This window comes from Pseudoalteromonas sp. APC 3355, assembly GCF_030407615.1.
GTDB classification, from domain to species: domain Bacteria; phylum Pseudomonadota; class Gammaproteobacteria; order Enterobacterales; family Alteromonadaceae; genus Pseudoalteromonas; species Pseudoalteromonas distincta.
Genome location: NZ_JASDDB010000002.1, coordinates 80836 through 100365 on the forward strand (window position 1 = coordinate 80836; position 19530 = coordinate 100365).

Sequence of the window (19530 nt, forward strand, 5' to 3'; positions counted from 1 at the left end):
ATGCCAATTAAATAAAAATAGACTACGCTATTAGGATATTAAGTTTATTAATTTGAAGTGTGGCTTGATGATTCGAAAAATATTAATTATTGATAGTAGTAGTGTCATCGCGATGCGTGTGAAAGTGCTTTTAGAATTAATAGGGTGTGAAGTCGAATTAATTCATTTCAGCATGCTAGACATGTATACCAATATAGGCGATTACGACTTAGTTGTTGTTGCCCATGGTGTGCCTGTTGATTCTATAAAACCGCTTGTAAGCGAAGTAGCGCAAGAGCGCTTTATGCTGCTTGCGCCAAAAGCACAAAGCGGTGAACAACTAACTGCGTTTAGCGAGCTAAATCATATTGCGCCTGACGCAACCGTGGTCTACCCATTTTTTTCTAATAAAGAAATTACTTCTCTTTTAGAGAGCCTATTAGAATTAGGCTCTAACCATATTTTGCAATTACCTACTATTTTACTCGTCGACCATGTTCCTGAACGTCTCGAAAAAATGAAAAATAGCTTAATCGGTGCTCATATCGAGACTCATACTGCAACAACCTCCGCAGAAGCTTTAGAAATTAGTAAAGAAAAGCAAATAGATATACTGATAAGCGATTTTGTTTTAGATGACGGAACAGGTTTAGGAATTTTTTCAAATTTAAAAGTAACCCAACCGCATTGTCGTTGTTTGTTATTTACCTCACGCCCTGATCAAGTTTCAATGATCGAAGCAATTCGTCAAGGCGTAGAAGATGTACTCATTAAACCTTTAAACGATAGCTCACTATTACAATCAATACATAAATTATGGCAAACAGAGTTATTAAAACGTCATAACGCAGAGCTTGTAGAAAGGCTACAAGATACGGTTGATGCCCTGATTGAAAAAGACAGCCTACTTCAGGTTATTTATAAACATACGCCCGATGCAATTATGTTATTTGAAAAGTGCGGTAGAGTGATAGAAGCTAATGATGCTTGCTTGAGACTATTTAATTTACCGTTTAATGAACTCGAAGGTAAATCAGTATTTGATTTTTTAGACGATGATTCAATTTTAGGTATTAAAGATAAGATTTCGACATTAAATAGTAATCGACAATTTAGCTGCGATTTACGTTTATCTAAAACAGCAGGAGGTTATATACCCTTAGTTGGCTCTTTTAATGAGATAGATCACCATGGCGAAATAGCACTTGCGGTCATATTTAAAAATGTAACTCATCTTAAGCAAAAAGAGGATTTATTACTTGAAGCAAAAGATGTTCTTGAAGAGCAAGTAAGAGCGCGTACTTCACAACTCGAGCATGCTAAAAATGTGGCTGAGGCTGCAAACTTAAGTAAATCAGAATTTTTAGCAAACATGTCGCATGAACTGCGTACTCCTATGCACTCTATTTTAAGCTTTTCGCGTTTTGGTTTAAGCAAATTAGAAACTGGAGATTTTGCAAAAGAAAAACTCATTAAGTATCTATCGCGAATAGAGAGTAGTGGTGAGCGTTTACTGTCGTTACTAAATAATTTACTCGACCTATCTAAGCTAGATGTAGGTAAGTTTCCATTTAACCCTCGTCCCTATAATTTAGCGAATATTATTAAAACAAGTATTGACGATGTGTCTGGTACGGCAATGGAAAAAGAAATTGAGGTTATATTTACCGCACAGCCATTACCTGTAATTGCACAATGTGATGAAGAGCAAATAAACCAGTTACTTCGAAACGTACTAGGTAACGCACTTAAATTTAGCGAACCTAAAAGTAAAATACGGGTAAATTTAGAGTCAGATAATAAGCTTGCTACTATAGAGGTTACCGATAATGGGGTCGGTATACCAGAAGATGAGTTGGAGCATATTTTTACTAAGTTTGTGCAAAGCAGTAAAACAAATAGTGGTGCTGGTGGCACAGGGTTAGGCCTTGCATTGTGTAGAGAGTTTGTATCTTTACACCAAGGTGAAATCACTGCACGTAACAACGAAAATGGTGGTGCAACTATATCTATACAAGTGCCATTAGAAATAAACTTAGACGAGCATTTAGCTGAAGATCAGTTAATACAACACAGTAATTAATTGCTTTTTGGCATACCAAGTAACTTTTTAAAGAATTTGAATGGATGATAAATTATGGCCTTAACTAAAATACTTGCCGTTGATGACGAACCCTTTAACCTTGAAATTATTGAGGAAATTTTAGAGGAGCTTGATTTTGAATTACAAGTAGCAACAAGTGGTCCTGAGTGTTTAAACATGGTTGAAGGTTATATGCCTCAGGTTATATTACTCGACGTAAGTATGCCGCAAATGAACGGCTATGAAGTATGTAAAGCACTTAAAGCAAATCCAAATACCGCACACATTATTGTTATGTTTGTTTCTGCTCGCGGCACTGTTGAAGAACGCATGGAAGGCTATTCTGTTGGCGCAGAAGACTATATTGTAAAACCTTTTGGCCATGACGAACTTAAATCTAAGCTTAAAAATTTAAATCAAGTACTTGTTGAAAAGCAAAGTCTAGAAAAGCAAGTTGAAGATGCAACATCAACTGCATTTAATGCAATGGCCAATAGCAGTGAAATGGGGCAAATAGTTAACTACGTTGAAAACATTGGCTTTATTAACGATCCTCAAGAGTTAGGTAAAGCGCTTGTAGATTGCCTTCAGTCTTTTGATTTACAAAGCAATGTAGAATTTAGAGAAAATAATGAAATTAGCCACTTTGCACTAAACGGCGTGTGTTCACCTATTGTGGTGGAGCTATTTGAAATGCTGAAAAACAAAGGGCGCTTACATGAGTTTTCGCACCGAATTTTAGTTAACTATGAATTGATTAGCTTACTTATTTTAAATATGCCCGATCATGATCCTGATAAGCATGGCCGTATACGCGACCACGTATGTTTTATTGTTAGTGTTACCGAGCAGCAGCTACGCGCCATCATGACCAAGAAAATGCTTGAATCACAACGAGCGAAACTTAATGCCGTAGCAAGTACTGTTCATAGTAAGTTTCATAGCTTAATTAGCTTGTTGAATGAAAACCGTCAAAACAACGAAAAAGTGTTTAAACAGTTACAAGAAGAGCTCGAAGAACGTATCCCATCAATGGGACTGGATGAAGATCAGGAGGTGTTTATTTATAAAAAAGTAGATGAAACTATCCAAAACTCAGTAGCAAGAGAAGAGTCTGTTAAACAAGTCAAAGCAGCCTTTACAGAGATAGAACAAGATCTATCGTTACTTTTGAAAAACTAGTTACTTCGCAATATAAAGGTTTACTTAAGCGGTGCTATGCATCCCTTGGTAAGCCTTTTTCTACAATTCTAATTAACCTAGCTGTTTTACGAATTTGTAATCGTTGTTTATCGTTTTGCTGAGCAAGTGCCCATTCAATATGCTCTAAAACAAGTTCGCTGCATATTTGGCTTTTATCTTGTAGGGCATTAATAATAGCGGGGCTGAACTCTGCATTACCTAAACCAACTGCTATATTACGTAACCAACGTTCGTGGCCAATGCGGCGAATAGGGCTGCCTTCGGTATTTTTTAAAAATGTAGGCTCATCCCAAGCAAACAGCTCAAGTAAATCTTTATTTTTTAATTGAGTACGGGGATGAAAATCATTTTCGTCAGTTATTTGTCCATAACGATTCCAAGGGCATACTAACTGACAATCATCACAACCATAAACACGATTGCCTAATAAAGAACGGTATTGCTCTGGTATTGGCCCTTGGTGTTCTATGGTTAAATAGGATATACATTTACGTGCATCAACAACGTAGGGCTCTACAATTGCACCTGTTGGGCAAAGAGTAATACAAGCAACGCATTTACCGCAGCCTTCAAAGGTGTTTTCTGCATCAATTGGTAGAGGTAAATCAATAAATAGCTCGCCTAAAAAAAACCACGACCCAGCTTCTTGGTTAATTAATAAAGAATGCTTACCGCGCCACCCTAAACCGGCTTTTTCGGCAAGTTGACGCTCAAGTACAGGGGCTGAATCTACAAAGGGTCTAAAGCCATACTCGCCAATTTCTTGCTCTATTTTTTGGCCGAGTTTTTTTAAACGATTACGCATTAATTTATGGTAATCACGACCTAATGCATAGCGGCTTATATATGCTTTTTCTTTATTTTTTAAAGTTTTTGCAAAGCCAGCATCGGGAGGCAGATAATTCATTTTTACGGATATAACACGCTGTGTACCAGGCACTAATTCAGCAGGGCGGGCGCGTTTCATACCGTGGGCAGCCATATAATCCATCGAGCCGTGGTAGCCTGCATCCAGCCAACGTTGCAATTGGGCTTCGTGCTTAGATAAGTCAATATCAGTAATGCCCACTTCGCTAAAGCCAAGCTCTTGCCCCCAGGTTTTTATTTGCAGGGCTAATTTTTCATAGTCTGGGGTAGGGTTGCTCACACGCTTTACACACTTAAATTAATAGCTGCGTAATTTACCATATTTCTCTGAGCCCGAAAACGCTTCTTAGTGCACAAAGCGTTTTAACTGTTGTTGGGTTTGCAAGCTTAGCTGTTGAGATTGCTCGCTATCGGCTAATGCCGTATCTATTTGCTGTTTAGCTTGCTCCCCTAAAGCTACGATTTGCTCTACCGATTGGTGAGTCGTACTCTGGGTGCCCTCAAGCAAATGTACAGCACTGGCTATTTGTTGTAGCTGCTGCTGGTTGTGCTCAAATTCACTAAGCATTTTAGTAAAGCCATCACAGGTTGCACTAATTGAACTTTGTGCGTTATTGGAGTGAGTCATTAATTGCTCTGACTCTTTATTTGTCTCGTTTACCAAATCATTCATCTGATTTATAAAGTCGCTAATCTGTCTAGTTGCGCCACTTACTTTTATTGAAAGCGTGCGTACTTCGTCTGCAACTACGGCAAACCCTCTGCCAGCTTCACCCGCTCTAGCTGCTTCTATTGCGGCGTTAAGGGCTAACAAATTAGTTTGATCGGAAAACTCTTCAACCATTTTTAAAATACTACGAATGTTTTCACTGTTTTCTTTCAGTCCCGCAATTGTATTTGAAAAGCTACCTAGCATATTAGTAATAAGTTTTACCTGCTCTACTAAAGCAGCGAGTTCTGACGCAGATAGTTTTACAAAGTTAAGATGTTCATTATTAACGTTATGTACGCTATCTGTATTATTTACTATGTCCTGTAAGCTTTGGGTTATTTGCATACTGGCATTAATAATACTGTGGCTTAACTGTATTTGTTGCTCACTTGATTGCTCAGTATTTTTCATTGATTCAGTGACTTGTGTATTGCTGTGTGCACTAGCTTGAGCACTGTTATATGTTGTGCTGAGTAACTCACTTAAATGGGCTGTAAATATATTGTATTGTGAACTTAAATCTTTAAATTCGTCATACGAAAAGTGGGGAAGTTTTGCTGCTAAATTTGCATCTTGTTGGTTTATTTCTATCAAAGTATCGCGCATAGCAGTAACAGGGCGAACAATTAAAAAACGCATATAAAAAAGAGTAAAAATAAAACCAGATATAATCACAAGCGTAAGCAGCCAAAATAGCCCTGTACTTTGCTGTTGTTCGCTTAAGCTCTGATGCAGCCAAAATAACGTAATTGCTTGGAACAATAATACAAAACTTAAGTTACCGACTATTTTACGGGTTAACGTAAAAAAGAATGTTTGCTCTATGTAGTTATAAATTTTCATAAAACCACTCATTATGCTCAAGCCCTACGATTGTTATTTAAGTGAGGGGAATGTAAGTTAGCCTTTTTGTAACGACAACAAGTAAGCTTTGGTTCGCGCTGGGTAATTTGTAAAAATTCCGTCTATGCCATACTCAAGCATTAGCGCTATATCTTCTTCCCTATCGACTGTATAAGCATAAATCTTTAGGCCTCTTTTTTTTGCATCGTCTGCAAAAGCCTTATTTATAAAGGTTTTATCTGCATGTACGCTATAAGCGTTTAAATCACTAGCAAACTTTGCATAGTTAATTGGAATAGAAGAAGTAAGGGCACCTATTTTAAGCCATGGTAGCTTGTTTTTAAGCCACTGTAGTTGATGATGATCAAACGATGATACTAAAATATTGGCTTTCGATATTTTTTTAGCTTCAATGTTTTGTTCTAATTGAGCCACAAACCTTTCTAGTGCAAACGTGTGTTTAAGCTCAATATTTAATAAAGATTTATTGTTATTCCAATCAAACAGCTGCTGAAGAGTAGGAATTTTTTCACCATTTCCAGCATCAAGCTTAGAGAGCTCATGAGCAGTAAAGTTACTCACCCTACCTTTACCGCTGGTGGTTCTATCAAGCCATGAGTCATGTATTACCATGTAATCATCTAAGGAACTTTGAATATCTACTTCAATACCATCAACACCTACTTTTAACGCTTCTAAAATAGCGCTTTTGGTGTTTTCAGGAAAATCCCCACTGGCACCACGGTGTGCAAATACTTTCATTGTCGAGCCTTTTTAGTGATTGACCACGTTTCAAAACAAGCGGCACTCACTATGAGTGCACCACCAACTAACGTCATAACAGTAGGACGTTCATGGATAATTACTATAGCCAGTATGGTGCCATAAAGTGGCTGCAAGCAAGAAATTAACCCCGCAGTTGCCGCTGATAAATGCTTTAAACTTGCTGCAAATAACGAGTGCGGTGTAGCTGTAAATATAACACCCGCTACAGCAATTAAAATCAGGTCGTGATTACTAACCTCATACACTGGTACTTCTATAAATGCACACAACATAATGCTTGCCACTAAGGTTTGATAAAACATCGTTTGCGGCCCGCCATATTGGCTAAAGTAGCGCTTATGAGTAATGTTTCTTATTGAAAAAAACAATGCCGATATCACACCTGTTATTACACCTAGGGTTACATCATCGCCTAAGTTTGCACTTGGTACTAATAAGTAAATACCTAAAACAACCACCGCTGCACTTATTATATCTTTTGCTTTTGGCCTGCTTTTATTAAATAAGGGTTCTAAAAACACCGTCATTACGGGATAGCTAAAAAATGCCAGCATTCCAATAGTTATACCGGCCATTTGCATACCAGCAAAATAGGTAACCCAGTGAATACCCACAGCAACACCTAAAAATAATGCAATAAGATAGTCTTTAGGTTTGTTGAGTTTAATTTGTTTTTTTTGAAAATAAAGCATGGCTAAAATAGCCATTCCTGCAATTGCAGTTCTGTAAACGGTAATATCTAAAGCATTTAAACCAATAAGTTTGGCAAATAGAGCGGTCCCGCCAAAAAGTAATACCGCTATGTGTAAATAAATTAAACTTTGTTGCTGAGGTTGCATTTAATTTCCTTGTTGTACTTTTTGAATATATTAACATTGCTTAAAAATTCTTAAGATGAATTTTTTCCGCATGACAAAAGTCATTAAAGTTGATGACACTTCACACTCTTATTATTTTTGTACGCGGGCATAGTTACCTTACTCAACAGGAGATAATTATGAATTCTTTAATTTTAATCAGCTTAACTATTAATGAAGTGCTAGAGGCGTTAAGTTTTACGATTACGTACGCAGATTGCTTTATGCTGGTATGCATTTTTATGTTATTTATATTTATTAATAAAAATAGTGCTATAAGTAAAAATAATATGCCTGAGGTATTAGTATGAGCTCGTTAAGCAGCTTTTCTCAACAAAGCGATAAAGGTTTTTGGAAATATGGACATTTAATTTTTACCGGCTTTTATTTACTCCCGCTAATAATTAATTTTGCGAGCTTTACAGTTAACCAAATTGTTATGTCTTTAGCCTTCTATATTGCTTTTATTCTTTTGTATGTAAAAGCAATAAACTGTAAAAGTGCAGGGGTGACTAAGTTATTTTTAGCCATGCTCTTAATTTGTTTTTGCGCTACTTTTTACACCACAGGTACGCCTACTTTATTTGGTTTCGTAGCTTATATAGCAGGCTACTCTTACAGCTCCCGTCAAAGAATTTATGCTGCGATCGCAATTATATTCACGGTTTTATTAAGCACATATATTGGAGATATAGGTAAGGTTCAATACTTTTTAGGCGTTGCTTTGATTCTATGCGCCACATTATTTAGTTACGGTATTGCAGCAAAAAGAGAAAGCTTATACAAAAAGCGCGAACAAGAAAGCGCTAACCAACTAGAGCAATTAGCAGCTATTGCAGAGCGAGAACGAATAGCTCGCGACTTGCATGATATTTTAGGCCATTCACTTTCATCTATTGCTTTAAAAGCTGAGCTTGCTAATAAATTAAACCAAGGAGAGCGCTACGCTCAAGCAAATAGCGAAATTGCACAAGTGGCCGATTTGGCAAGGCAGTTACTTAGCGATGTAAGAAGCGCCGTAAGTGATTTAAAACAGCTTAATCTTGTCAGCCAAGTAGCACAGTTAAAGCAAAGGTTAATAGAGCAAGGATTTAACGTTTCATTTAATGTGGTTTTAAATGCTCTGCCCGCTAAAGTAGAGGGTATAGCAGGCCTTATAATTAAAGAGGCAGTTACTAACTTATTACGCCATAGCAACACAAAAAATTGCGAAATAAATATAGAACAAACAGCGCAGCAGTTACTTATAACCGTAATTGACCATGGTCCGTGCAGTACATTGAATTCGGGCAATGGCCTAAATGGTATTAAAGAGCGAGCAGAGCAACTAAATGGCAGTGCAGCATTTACCTGTGGCGATAATTTTACTTTAAAAGTAGTGCTGCCAATTACAGCTAAGGATTTATAATGATCAGAGTATATTTAGTGGAAGATCAGGCGCTTGTACGCGACGCAGTAGCAGCATTGTTAGGGCTTGATTTTAATATTGAGATTATTGGGCAAGCAAGTAACGGGCAAGATGCACTTAATGCAATTGAGGCGCTTGATAGTGATTTACATCCCGATATAATTTTAACCGATATAGAAATGCCAACCATGAATGGTATAGAGCTTAGCGAAAAAATAGCTGTTAAATTTCCTACTATAAAAATGGTTATTATGACTACATTTTCTCGTGCGGGTTATATTAGGCGAGCGCTTACGACAGGCGTTAAAGGTTTTATTTTAAAAGAAGCACCAAGTGAAGAGTTAATAAATGCGCTTAAAAAAGTAATGCAGGGACAAAAGGTAATTGACCCAGAGCTTGCTATTAATGCATTGGACGATGCAGATCCACTTACCGATAAAGAACGCAAAGCCCTTAAACTTGCAAGCGATGGCCTTAAAACAAGCGACATAGCCAAGCAGTTATTTATTAGCGAAGGGACTACGCGTAACTACCTATCGGATGCCATTGCAAAATTAAACGCCACTAACCGCATAGATGCTGCGCGTATAGCTAAACAAAAAGGGTGGCTTTAATTAGCGGGTTTATAAATTATAAGCAAAGTATTACTATGTTATGTAAAAGTAACGAACAGCGCTTAAAACTAGCTTAAAAAGCGCTAAAAGAGGTTTTAATGGCAAACTTAATAGAACTAACAACTAAAAATAATATCGCTATACTCACTATGAATACCGCTGAAAACCGCCACAACCCAGCGTTTTTGGCTGAGTTTAATTTACACCTAGACCACATTGAAGCAGAACAAAATATTAAGTCAGTTATTTTAACGTCTTCAAGTGATAAAAACTGGTCATTGGGTATCGACCTTCAATGGATGTCTAATCCAAGTATTTTACCTGCAGCAATTTCAGACTTTATGATTCAAATAAGTGACTTATTTAAACGTATAGTTACTTTTCCTATGCCTATTATTGCTGCGTTAAACGGGCATACCTATGGTAATGGTTCTGTACTTGCGTGTGCGTGCGACTTTAGATTTATGAAATCAGACAAAGGCTTTTTTTGTTTTCCTGAAGTGGATGTAATGGTGCCATTTGTTCCGTCGATGTTTCCTATAATTAATAAGGCTATTTCGCAAACCTTCTTTAATCGTCTAGCTATGTCAGGAGAGCGGGTTGGTGCACAGCAGTTGCTAGAGAACAAAGTAGTTGAAGCTGTGTTTGCAAATAACGATGAACTACAAGCGGGTGTACTTGAGTTTGCCCAGCAGTTTAATAAAAACCGTTGGATTTACGCTCAAAATAAAACACAAATGAATAAGCAGATTTTACTTACGATGAAAGAAGAAGACCCAAGCTTTATTGATAATATAAGTAAACTGCTGTGGAAAAACCTACAAAAAAAATAGTATAGATTTTAGCATTGCTACGAGATGACTAAACACTTTGCAGTTAAGGGATCGTTAAGTCCCATTGCGCTAGATTTTTAAACTATACAGTAAGGTAAAAGTGCTTTCTTAAAAGTTTAATAGCTTTTACCTGTCTCATTATAACTATATGGGTTAAAATACCTACATAACCAACTAACAAGATAGTGAATGTCAAACCAAGATCCAAATCTCAGTCGAGAACAAGAAAAGTACGAAAACCCAGTCCCTAGTCGTGAGTTTATACTTACTCACCTTCAAGAGCGTTCAAAGCCTGCTAACTACGCGCAATTATGTGAAGAACTAGCAGTAAACGATGACGAACGCCAAATAGCATTTAAACGCCGCCTTCGCGCTATGGAGCGTGACGGACAGCTGTATTTCAATAAATTTAAATGCTACGCCCTAATTGACGAAGCCGGTTTAACCAAAGGCAAAGTAATAGGCCACAGAGACGGTTTCGGCTTTTTAGAAGTTGAAGGCGAGAGTAAAGATTGGTTTATTGCTAAGCACCAAATGAATATGGTGTTACATGGCGACATTGTACTAGCTAAAGGCACTAAACGTGGTTCTGGCTCAAAATGCGATGCACGTATTATAAAAGTGCTTACTAACGAGCGCGCGCCAATTGTTGGCCGTTACTTTGTTGAGCACGGTGTTGCTGTTGTAGTCGCTGAAGACCCGCGCATAACGCAAGATATAATGATTTTACCAGGCAACGAAAACGGTGCCCGCCATAACCAAATGGTGCAGGTTAAAATTACGCAAAACCCAAGTCGTAACATGAACGCGGTAGGTAAAGTTATAGATGTACTTGGTGAGCATTTAGCCCCAGGTATGGAAATTGAAGTTGCACTGCGCAATCACGATATTCCACATGTATGGCCAGAAGAAGTTGAAGCACAAGTTGCTCATCTAGGTGAATTTGTTGAAGAAGCTGACAAACAAGGTCGTGTAGATTTACGTGATTTACCACTTGTAACTATTGATGGCGAAGATGCACGCGACTTTGATGACGCCGTATATTGTGAACCTAAAAAATCAGGTGGCTGGCGCTTATGGGTTGCCATTGCCGATGTATCGCATTACGTAGGAATGAACACGCCGCTTAACAAAGAAGCAATTTTGCGTGGTAACTCAGTGTATTTTCCTGAGCAAGTAATTCCGATGCTACCAAAAGTGCTTTCTAACGGATTATGTTCACTTAATCCAAAAGTAGATCGCTTATGTATGGTTGCCGAAATGACCGTGTCGAGCGCGGGTAAACTTTCGGGCTATAAGTTTTACGAAGCGATAATGAACTCGCATGCACGTTTAACTTACACCAAAGTAAATGCCATTTTACAAAACGACGAAAAACTACGTGAAGAATACTCAGCCGTTGTGCCACATTTAACTGACTTACAGCAAATGTATATGGCACTTAAAGCTGCACGCCAAGACCGTGGTGCCATTGAGTTTGAAACCCTAGAAACACGTTTTGTATTTAACGCTCAGCGTAAAATAGAATCAATAGTGCCTGTTATTCGTAACGATGCGCACAAACTCATTGAAGAATGTATGATTTTAGCCAACGTATCAGCGGCTAAAATTCTTGAAAAGCACGAAGCGAGTGCGCTTTATCGTGTGCATGACGAACCAGACCAAGAAAAACTAGGTAACTTTACTAAGTTTTTAGGCGAGTTAGGTATTGAAAGCACATTAAGCGACGAGCCAACACCAAAAGAAATAACGCAAGTATTAGCGCGACTAGGTGACCGCCCAGAAGCTGAACTTATTCAAACTATGTTACTGCGTTCAATGAAACAAGCTGTATATCAGCCAGATAACATTGGTCACTTTGGTTTAGCGTTATCGGCTTACGCGCATTTTACATCGCCAATACGTCGTTACCCAGATTTAGTAGTGCATCGTGCTATTAAAGCAGTAATAAAAGCACAAGGTCAGCAAACGTCTGGCGAATATGCTTACACCGACGACGAAGTTGATCAACTAGGTGAGCAGTGTTCTACAACAGAGCGTCGCGCTGACGATGCAACTCGCGAAGTAGCTGATTGGCTTAAATGTGAGTTTATGCAAGACCATGTAGGTGAAGAGTTTGATGGTGTTATTTCATCGGTTACCAATTTTGGTTTGTTTATTCGTTTAGACGATTTACAAATTGATGGGCTTATTCACGTTACTAATTTAGGCGACGAGTTTTTTGCGCATGATGCTGCAAAACACACCCTAATAGGTGAGCACTCTCACAAAGTTTATCGCCTTGGCGATAAAGTAACAGTAAAAGTTGCGTCGGTTAGTTTAGACGATCGCCGTATAAACTTAACGCTTAAAGGCGATGTTGCACAAGACAGATACTCACGTCGTCGTGCACCAAAAAAAGGCTCAGGCAAATCTGAGCATGCGCCAGCAAGTGTGCGTTCGCAATTAAAAGCAGGCAAAGTACCGGGTAAAAAGTCGCACAGCGATGACAAACCAAAAGGTAAAAAAAAGCCAGCAAATAAAGATAAAGGCAAGCCTGCAAATAAGTCTGCAACAAAACCTGCAGATAAAAAAGCAGCAGACTCTGCCGTAAAGAAAAAACCAAAAAAGAAGGCCGTTAAAAAGCCTAAAAGAGCAGGTAAAAATGCCCGCAAACGTACTAGCCCAGGAGCAGACAATACGTGAGTAATGAATTAATTTTTGGCTTTCATTCTGTTGAAGCAATTTTAGAAAGCGAACCAGAGCGCTTTGTGGAAATTTACGCCCTTAAAGGTCGTGACGACAAACGCTCAACTCCGATTATTGATGAAGCACGTAAATTTGGTATTTCAGTACAGTTTATGCAGCGTAAAGCCCTTGATAGCAAATCAAAGGGTGAGCAGCATCAAGGTATTATTGCCAACGTAAAAGCAGCGCCAACGTTTAATGAAAAAGATCTTGATGCGATAATCGCTCGTGAAGACACACCGTTTTTACTTGTGCTTGATGGTATTACCGATCCGCATAATTTAGGTGCATGCCTACGTAGTGCAGACGCGGCAGGTGTTCACGCTGTGATTGTACCTAAAGATAAGTCGGCTAAGCTTAACGGTACCGCACGTAAAGTAGCCTGTGGCGCAGCCGAAACAGTACCGCTTATTCAAGTGACTAACCTTGCGCGTACGCTTCGCGAAATTAAAGATGCAGGCGTATGGGTTGTAGGTACCGCTGGCGAAACTGATAACCACGTATTTGATGCAAGCTTAACGGGGCCAATGGCTATTGTTATGGGCGCAGAAGGCGAGGGCATGCGACGCTTAACGCGTGAGCATTGCGATATGCTTGTTAAAATCCCAATGGCGGGTACTGTTTCAAGCTTAAACGTATCGGTAGCCACGGGTATTTGTTTGTTTGAAGTATTACGCCAACGTAACGCAAATAACTAATATATAAAACGATAAGTTTTATGTATTAAAAAGCCGAGATTGAAATTCAATCTCGGCTTTTTTGTGTCTGTAATTTACGCTTTAACTTTGTAAGCTTTGGTAAACGGTTTAAAAACAAGGCAATAATTTTTGGTCTTACATAAAAAATTATTAACGCTGTTAGTGAACCGTTTAACCAGCTTTCAATTTAGAATGAGTAAGTGTAGCCCATCTGTACAGTACGCGGCTTACCTGGTTGAATGCCACCGTTTGAACGGTTAGCAACGTATGTTTTATCAAACAAGTTATCAACGCTTAGGTATACTTTTTGATTTTCATCGATTAAGTATTTAGCAGCTAAATCCCATACTACGCGGCTATCAATTGCGTTTAAGCCCGACTGCGTTAAGTTAGCATGCGCGTCAGATACGTAACGTATTTGGCTGTTAACTACAAACGCAGAAAACTCAGCACCTAACGATAACGCTACTTGGTTTTCTGGTACGTAAGGCATTGCATCGCCTTTTTCTACCGCGCCCCAAATTTCTGAATCAAAATCGTTTTTAAACTCAGAGTCTGTGTAGGTGTACGTTAATTTAACTGGGAACATCGCTGTATCAGTTGCAAAAGTACGTGCTGCACTAAATTCAAAGCCCGCTACTTCTACTTCACCGTAGTTGTATTGGTCGCCAATGTTGTCGTCGCTACAACCAACCGCTGCAGTACAGTTACCGTGCATGTTGTCGTAGTCTGAGTAAAACGCAATTACTTCACCGCTAAAGCCATCCATATTAAAGCGAGAGCCAAACTCAATGTTTACACTTTCTTCTTCTTCTTGGTCAGCATTACCAGGTGCAGCTGGTGCATACCCTTTTTGAATGCCCGCAAGTAGCGTTACGTTTTCGTTAAGCGTGTATGTAGCGCCTAACGACGGCACTAAAATTTCAGTGTCGTTCGACACATCTTTAGTTAAACCGTTGCTGCGTGTTGGATCTGATTTAGACCACTCTTCACGCGTAATAGTAATGTCTTCATAACGAAGACCTGCACTTACTACTAATGCATCAATTGTCCACTCGTCTTGAATAAACAAGGTACTTGCTTCTGCGCTATCTACACGGTTGCTGTCTGAGCCCGGAACGCCTTGCTCTGTAAGCGTTAAGCTTAGGTCTTGATTAAGTGTGTATTTGTCTTCCCATTGAAAACGATCCATTTCGTCTTCGTGGTAACGTACACCAACAGTCACATAGTGATCGCCTGCAGGAATATGTAATTCAGACTGAATACCTTTAGCTTGGTAGTCGCGGTTATTAGCTTTAACGCCAATACCTTCAATGCCTTCGCTTGTTGGGTTTGCTTCAAATTCACTGTATTGCTCAAGGTAGCTTTCGCTTACTTTGCTGGCTTTATACCAGTTACGATGAAAATCGTTTAAGTAAGCCGTAGCTAAAAACTCATAGCCATCACCAAAACGGTACGCGTAGTTAAGTTGGTATGCGTTGTGGCGCGTATTCATTTCATCGTTTTGCGATGCAGCATAACGACGGTAAGGACTTTTTTGATAGTCTTCGTCAGTTAAGCCCATGTATGTTTCGTCTGATGTTTCGTCAGAGTACTTAATTTTTAGCTCAAGATTATGCGCATCGTTTTGACCAAACGTATGGCCAAACTTTAATAGTAAATCTGTTTTTTCAAAGCCGGTGTTGTCATTGCCTACTGGCAGCTCTTTAAAGCCATCTGCGCCGTAAGTAAATACTTCAATTAAACCTGCTGTGTTATTTTTTTCTTTACCAAAGTAAGCGTGGCCTTTGTAGTAACCGTCGCTACCAAGGGCTGCATCTACCATACCTTTTGAGCTATTTGGCTCAGTTGGTAAGCTGCGCGAAAGTAAGTTTAAAACACCACCCGTAGTACGCGGGCCGTACTTAACTGAGGCTGCGCCTTTTAATACTTCAATAGATTCCATACGACCCATAGTAGGGAAGTAGTATGCAGAAGGTGCTGAATATGGTGCTGGTGCAACTAATACACCGTCTTCCATTACTGATATTTTATCGTTACGGCCAGTACCTGTACCGCGCATACCAATGTTAGGACGAAGGCCATAACCGTCTTCTTCTTGCACGTAAACGCCCGGAACAGACGCTAGAACGCGAGAAATATCGGTAAACTGGAATTTTTGAAGCTCTTCTTCAGAAATAAACGTAGCCGAACCAGGAATATCGTTAATTGCTTGCTGTGAGCCAATAACAGTAATTTGTTCAAAGCGTTGTTCTTTATTGCTGGTGTCTTTTGCTATTGCAGTAGCACTAAAAGACAAAGCAACCGCAGTTGCCAAAGTAGATACTAAAAACTTAGGGTTCATTGTGTTCCTAATCATGTCAATTATCTTAATTGGCGTAATTTGAACACGTTAACGAATACGAATCAATGTTATTAACTATTTAATTATTCAGTTTAATAGAACTAAAAACACCTGCTTATGCAACTTAATTAACTAAATTGTTTCTTTTGTATTATTTTGTAATTGTTTTACTAACTATAAAGGCTGAACGAATTATATGTGCTACGTAAGCGCTAGCCCAAGCGTAGAGCTATAAATTCAGCGAGTTTATCTACCGCATTTTCCGACTCACCCGAACTTTTAACCAAGCTAATACCAATATTACCAAGAGCTGGTAAATGCTTGGTTTGAACCTGATAGTTAAGCTCACTCGGTACTGTACTTTTGGCAAGTACCGTAATACCTAAGCCTTCTTTTAATGCAGCAATAAGGCCGGTTAAATCGGCGTTGCTATAAACTATTCGGTATCTAATGCCTGCACTTTTTAACGCATCAGTAGCACGGCGACGATAAATACACCCCTCTGGTGCGGTAACTAGGGTAACCACCTCATTATGCGCAAGTGACAGGTCGCCCACCCACACTAGTTCGTCTTGCATAAAAATAGGAAACTTATCAGAGTTGAGTCGCTCATTTAGCGCAAGTACTAAATCAAACTGATCTTGGCGAGAAGCCGAAAGCAAATGCTTACTTAAACGCGACTTAACCTCTAACGACACCTCAGGGTAGAGCGCCACAAAGTCGCCAATAATAGAAGGTAGTATGCGCGCTGCAAATTCGCTCGGAATACCCAAGCGCACTTTACCTGCGATGTTTTCTGAGGTGAACTGCTGCAAAATAGCATCGTTGTGTTGCATCATTTGTTTTGCCATAGGCAATAATAGCTCGCCGTACTGGTTTAATACTTGGCGCTGCCCTTGTTTTTTAAATAGTTTATAGCCAAGCACGTCTTCTAAGCGCTTTATTTGCAAACTTACAGCAGGTTGCGACAGGCCAAGTAAATCGCCTGCTTTAGCAAAGCCACCTATTTCAACTACCATTACAAAAGTACGTAAACCGTCTGTTGATATGTTTTTCATATTTAAAATTACAATTTATATAGCCATATATATAAGTATTATTTATCAATTGATAAATAATTACAATTTGTTGTTGATAGGCGTGGGCAATATACTTTTGTAATCGAAAATACACAGGTGTTTGTTATGACTTTTAGCCCAATAATGTTTGCCCGCCACAGCAACGCAAGTAGTGCGGTTACTAACGCTTTGCAAACTAACAACAATCACGTTGTAATGGATTTTAGCGGCACCGAAACCAGTGTATTTTTAAGCACTATTTTAGGCCTTGATTTAACTAAGCTTACCGCCAGCGGTTTAGGCTTAAAAGGCACGCTTGATGGCGACTATAATTCTGACTACAGTTTTGCTGTTTATTACTTTAGCGAAACCGCCTTTAGATTCGTACTGCCACACAACGCAAGCCTTCAACTACAAGCGCTTATAAACGAGCAGCAATTACGTTTTGATATTGATTATGTAGTACGCACCGATCTGGCAAGCTTTATTTTAAGTGGCGACAACGCCTTTGATACCCTAGTTAATGCTTTTAAATTAACACCAGGTTTGCGCCTTTCTGACGCGAAACTTTGCTACGGTGCACAAAGCGGTGATGTATTTATTACCGCCATTGATAAAAACGACGAACAACACTTTGTATTAGTAGCTAAACAACAAGAATTACAAAAATGGCAAAGCTACATGCAAGCGCAAGGTTTTGCACTTATGCATAGTGAAGCCGCATAACGAATAAAAACAACAGGTGAGCATTACAATGTTTACCTGTTTTTATATCTATTTAAGCCACGCCCTAAACAGGGTTAATTTAAACGTGAAGGAATGTTATGACTTCTAAAACTGTACTACATGCTAAGCACCTAGAAGCGGGCGCAAAAATGGTTGATTTTCATGGCTGGGAAATGCCAATCAACTACGGCTCACAAATAGAAGAACACAATAGCGTACGTACCGACGCTGGTATGTTTGACGTATCACACATGACTATTGTTGATATTGAAGGGCCTCAAGCAAAAGCATTTTTACGTAAGCTAGTAGCTAACGACGTTGCAAAATTAACCGTACCAGGCAAAGCGCTTTACACAGGCATGCTTAACGAGCAAGGCGGTGTAATAGACGACTTAATTATTTATTTCTTTAGCGAAACCTTTTACCGCCTAGTTGTTAACTCAGCAACGCGCGAAAAAGACCTAGCGCATTTAGCTAACGTATCGAGCGACTTTGACGTAACTGTTACAGAGCGCCCAGAGTTTGCAATGATTGCAGTGCAAGGGCCTAACGCTAAAGCAAAAACAGCTACTCTTTTAAATGCTGAGCAACAAGCCGCTGTTGAAGGTATGAAGCCGTTTTTTGGTGTTCAAGTAGGTGATTTATTTATTGCCACAACGGGTTATACTGGCGAAGACGGTTACGAAATAGTAGTACCGAACGACCAAGCAGCCGATTTATGGCAACAACTGCTAGACGCAGGTGTTAAGCCTGCTGGTTTAGGTGCACGCGACACGCTACGTTTAGAAGCAGGTATGAACCTTTACGGCCTAGATATGGACGAAAGCGTATCACCACTTGCAGCTAACATGGCATGGACCATTGCATGGGAACCAGAAGATCGTGACTTTATTGGTCGTGACGTACTTGTTAAGCAACGCGCAGAAAAAAGCACTGACAAACTAGTTGGCTTAGTGTTTGAAGAAAAAGGCGTTTTGCGTAGCGGTTCTAAAGTAATTGTTGACGGTGGGGTAGGGGTTATTACCTCAGGTACTTTCTCACCAACACTTGGTTTTAGTGTAGCCCTTGCACGTGTACCACGTTCAACAGGCGATACAGCTCAAGTAGAAATGCGTAAAAAATTAGTAAACGTTAAAGTAGTAAAGCCTAGCTTTGTACGTAACGGTAAATCAATAATTTAAATAATTTGGTTATATCAATCAGTGTAATTACAGTGATTGATATCCTCCCAATATAAACCAAAGGACAAATAAAATGAGCAACATTCCTAGCGAGTTAAAATACGCACCTTCACACGAGTGGGTTCGTAACGAAGGCGACGGTACATTTACTGTTGGTATTTCTGAGCATGCGCAAGAGCTTCTTGGCGACATGGTATTTGTTGAATTACCAGAAGTTGGCGACGAAGTAGACGCTGGCGAAGACTGTGCAGTAGCAGAGTCAGTTAAAGCAGCATCAGACATTTACGCACCTATCAGTGGCGAAATTGTTGCTATTAACGAAGAACTTGAAGACTCACCTGAAACAGTAAACAACGACGCTTACGGCGACGGTTGGTTATTCCGTATTAAAGCATCTGACGAGTCTGAGCTAGACAACTTATTAGACGCTGAAGGTTACTCGCACACTATCGACGAAGAATAATTATTCTTTGTAGATAACTAAAAGCCCCGCGTGTTTTATTTAGATATCGGGGCTTTTATGATTTTACAGTTAACTTTTCCATACAAAGTGGGCTGTTAAATCATAAGAACTTTAAGTTATTGCTGTTTACCCATCAGCAGTAGCCACA

Annotated in this window: 16 protein-coding genes; 10 read left to right on the forward strand and 6 right to left on the reverse strand. The window is 39.3% G+C overall.

Annotated features, from left to right (window positions below; genetic code table 11):
• The first annotated feature begins 67 nt into the window (after window positions 1-67).
• Both QMA08_RS03655 and QMA08_RS03660 read left to right on the forward strand, forming a co-directional pair.
• Window positions 68-2062, forward strand: a complete 1995-nt coding sequence (locus QMA08_RS03655; RefSeq protein ID WP_290173718.1) for an ATP-binding protein — start codon at window positions 68-70, stop codon at window positions 2060-2062.
• Between the two features lie 54 nt (window positions 2063-2116).
• On the forward strand, window positions 2117-3244 hold the full coding sequence (locus tag QMA08_RS03660) for a response regulator (RefSeq protein WP_002958014.1): 1128 nt from the start codon (window positions 2117-2119) through the stop codon (window positions 3242-3244).
• 34 nt (window positions 3245-3278) lie between these two features.
• Here the strand turns inward: QMA08_RS03660 and queG are convergent, their stop codons facing one another.
• The 4 genes from queG to QMA08_RS03680 form a co-directional block, all read right to left on the reverse strand.
• The gene (gene queG, locus QMA08_RS03665; protein WP_290173719.1) at window positions 3279-4412 is read right to left on the reverse strand and encodes a tRNA epoxyqueuosine(34) reductase QueG; all 1134 of its coding nucleotides are present in this window, start codon (window positions 4410-4412) and stop codon (window positions 3279-3281) included.
• A gap of 66 nt (window positions 4413-4478) precedes the next feature.
• On the reverse strand, window positions 4479-5699 hold the full coding sequence (locus QMA08_RS03670) for a methyl-accepting chemotaxis protein (protein WP_182715725.1): 1221 nt from the start codon (window positions 5697-5699) through the stop codon (window positions 4479-4481).
• 45 nt (window positions 5700-5744) lie between these two features.
• Window positions 5745-6449 carry a glycerophosphodiester phosphodiesterase family protein gene (locus QMA08_RS03675; protein WP_002958017.1) on the reverse strand — a complete coding sequence of 235 codons (705 nt, stop codon included), beginning with the start codon at window positions 6447-6449 and terminating at the stop codon, window positions 5745-5747.
• Entirely contained in the window at window positions 6446-7312 is an 867-nt protein-coding gene (locus tag QMA08_RS03680; protein WP_024594632.1) for a DMT family transporter, read from the reverse strand. The genes QMA08_RS03675 and QMA08_RS03680 overlap by 4 nt, the downstream gene beginning before the upstream one ends.
• 325 nt (window positions 7313-7637) lie before the next feature.
• Here QMA08_RS03680 and QMA08_RS03685 point away from each other — a divergent pair, with 325 nt between their 5' ends.
• The 5 genes from QMA08_RS03685 (at window position 7638) to rlmB (ending at window position 13610) form a co-directional block, all read left to right on the forward strand.
• Window positions 7638-8738 (forward strand): sensor histidine kinase, encoded by a 1101-nt coding sequence (locus tag QMA08_RS03685; RefSeq protein WP_290173720.1) that lies wholly within the window; start codon window positions 7638-7640, stop codon window positions 8736-8738.
• On the forward strand, window positions 8738-9352 hold the full coding sequence (locus QMA08_RS03690) for a response regulator transcription factor (protein WP_138488568.1): 615 nt from the start codon (window positions 8738-8740) through the stop codon (window positions 9350-9352). Before QMA08_RS03685 ends, QMA08_RS03690 begins: the two co-directional genes overlap by 1 nt.
• Before the next feature lie 98 nt (window positions 9353-9450).
• Window positions 9451-10185, forward strand: coding sequence for an enoyl-CoA hydratase/isomerase family protein (locus QMA08_RS03695; RefSeq protein ID WP_002958021.1), 735 nt, complete (start codon window positions 9451-9453; stop codon window positions 10183-10185).
• 189 nt (window positions 10186-10374) lie between these two features.
• Entirely contained in the window at window positions 10375-12870 is a 2496-nt protein-coding gene (gene rnr, locus QMA08_RS03700) for a ribonuclease R (RefSeq protein WP_058154169.1), read from the forward strand.
• Window positions 12867-13610, forward strand: coding sequence for a 23S rRNA (guanosine(2251)-2'-O)-methyltransferase RlmB (rlmB, locus tag QMA08_RS03705; protein ID WP_002958023.1), 744 nt, complete (start codon window positions 12867-12869; stop codon window positions 13608-13610). The genes rnr and rlmB overlap by 4 nt, the downstream gene beginning before the upstream one ends.
• A gap of 187 nt (window positions 13611-13797) precedes the next feature.
• Here the strand turns inward: rlmB and QMA08_RS03710 are convergent, their stop codons facing one another.
• Together QMA08_RS03710 and QMA08_RS03715 are read right to left on the reverse strand one after the other, a co-directional pair.
• Window positions 13798-15954: a TonB-dependent receptor gene (locus QMA08_RS03710; protein WP_290173721.1), complete on the reverse strand. Its 2157-nt coding sequence runs from the start codon at window positions 15952-15954 to the stop codon at window positions 13798-13800.
• 212 nt (window positions 15955-16166) lie between these two features.
• Entirely contained in the window at window positions 16167-17012 is an 846-nt protein-coding gene (locus tag QMA08_RS03715; RefSeq protein WP_290173722.1) for a LysR family transcriptional regulator, read from the reverse strand.
• Between the two features lie 126 nt (window positions 17013-17138).
• Here QMA08_RS03715 and QMA08_RS03720 point away from each other — a divergent pair, with 126 nt between their 5' ends.
• From QMA08_RS03720 to gcvH, 3 genes are all read left to right on the forward strand, one after another.
• Window positions 17139-17738 (forward strand): hypothetical protein, encoded by a 600-nt coding sequence (locus QMA08_RS03720; RefSeq protein WP_290173723.1) that lies wholly within the window; start codon window positions 17139-17141, stop codon window positions 17736-17738.
• A gap of 98 nt (window positions 17739-17836) precedes the next feature.
• Complete coding sequence (gcvT, locus tag QMA08_RS03725) at window positions 17837-18919, forward strand: glycine cleavage system aminomethyltransferase GcvT (protein ID WP_200219944.1); 1083 nt, start codon at window positions 17837-17839, stop codon at window positions 18917-18919.
• 73 nt (window positions 18920-18992) lie between these two features.
• Window positions 18993-19382, forward strand: a complete 390-nt coding sequence (gene gcvH / locus QMA08_RS03730; protein WP_002958029.1) for a glycine cleavage system protein GcvH — start codon at window positions 18993-18995, stop codon at window positions 19380-19382.
• The last annotated feature ends 148 nt before the right edge of the window (window positions 19383-19530 follow it).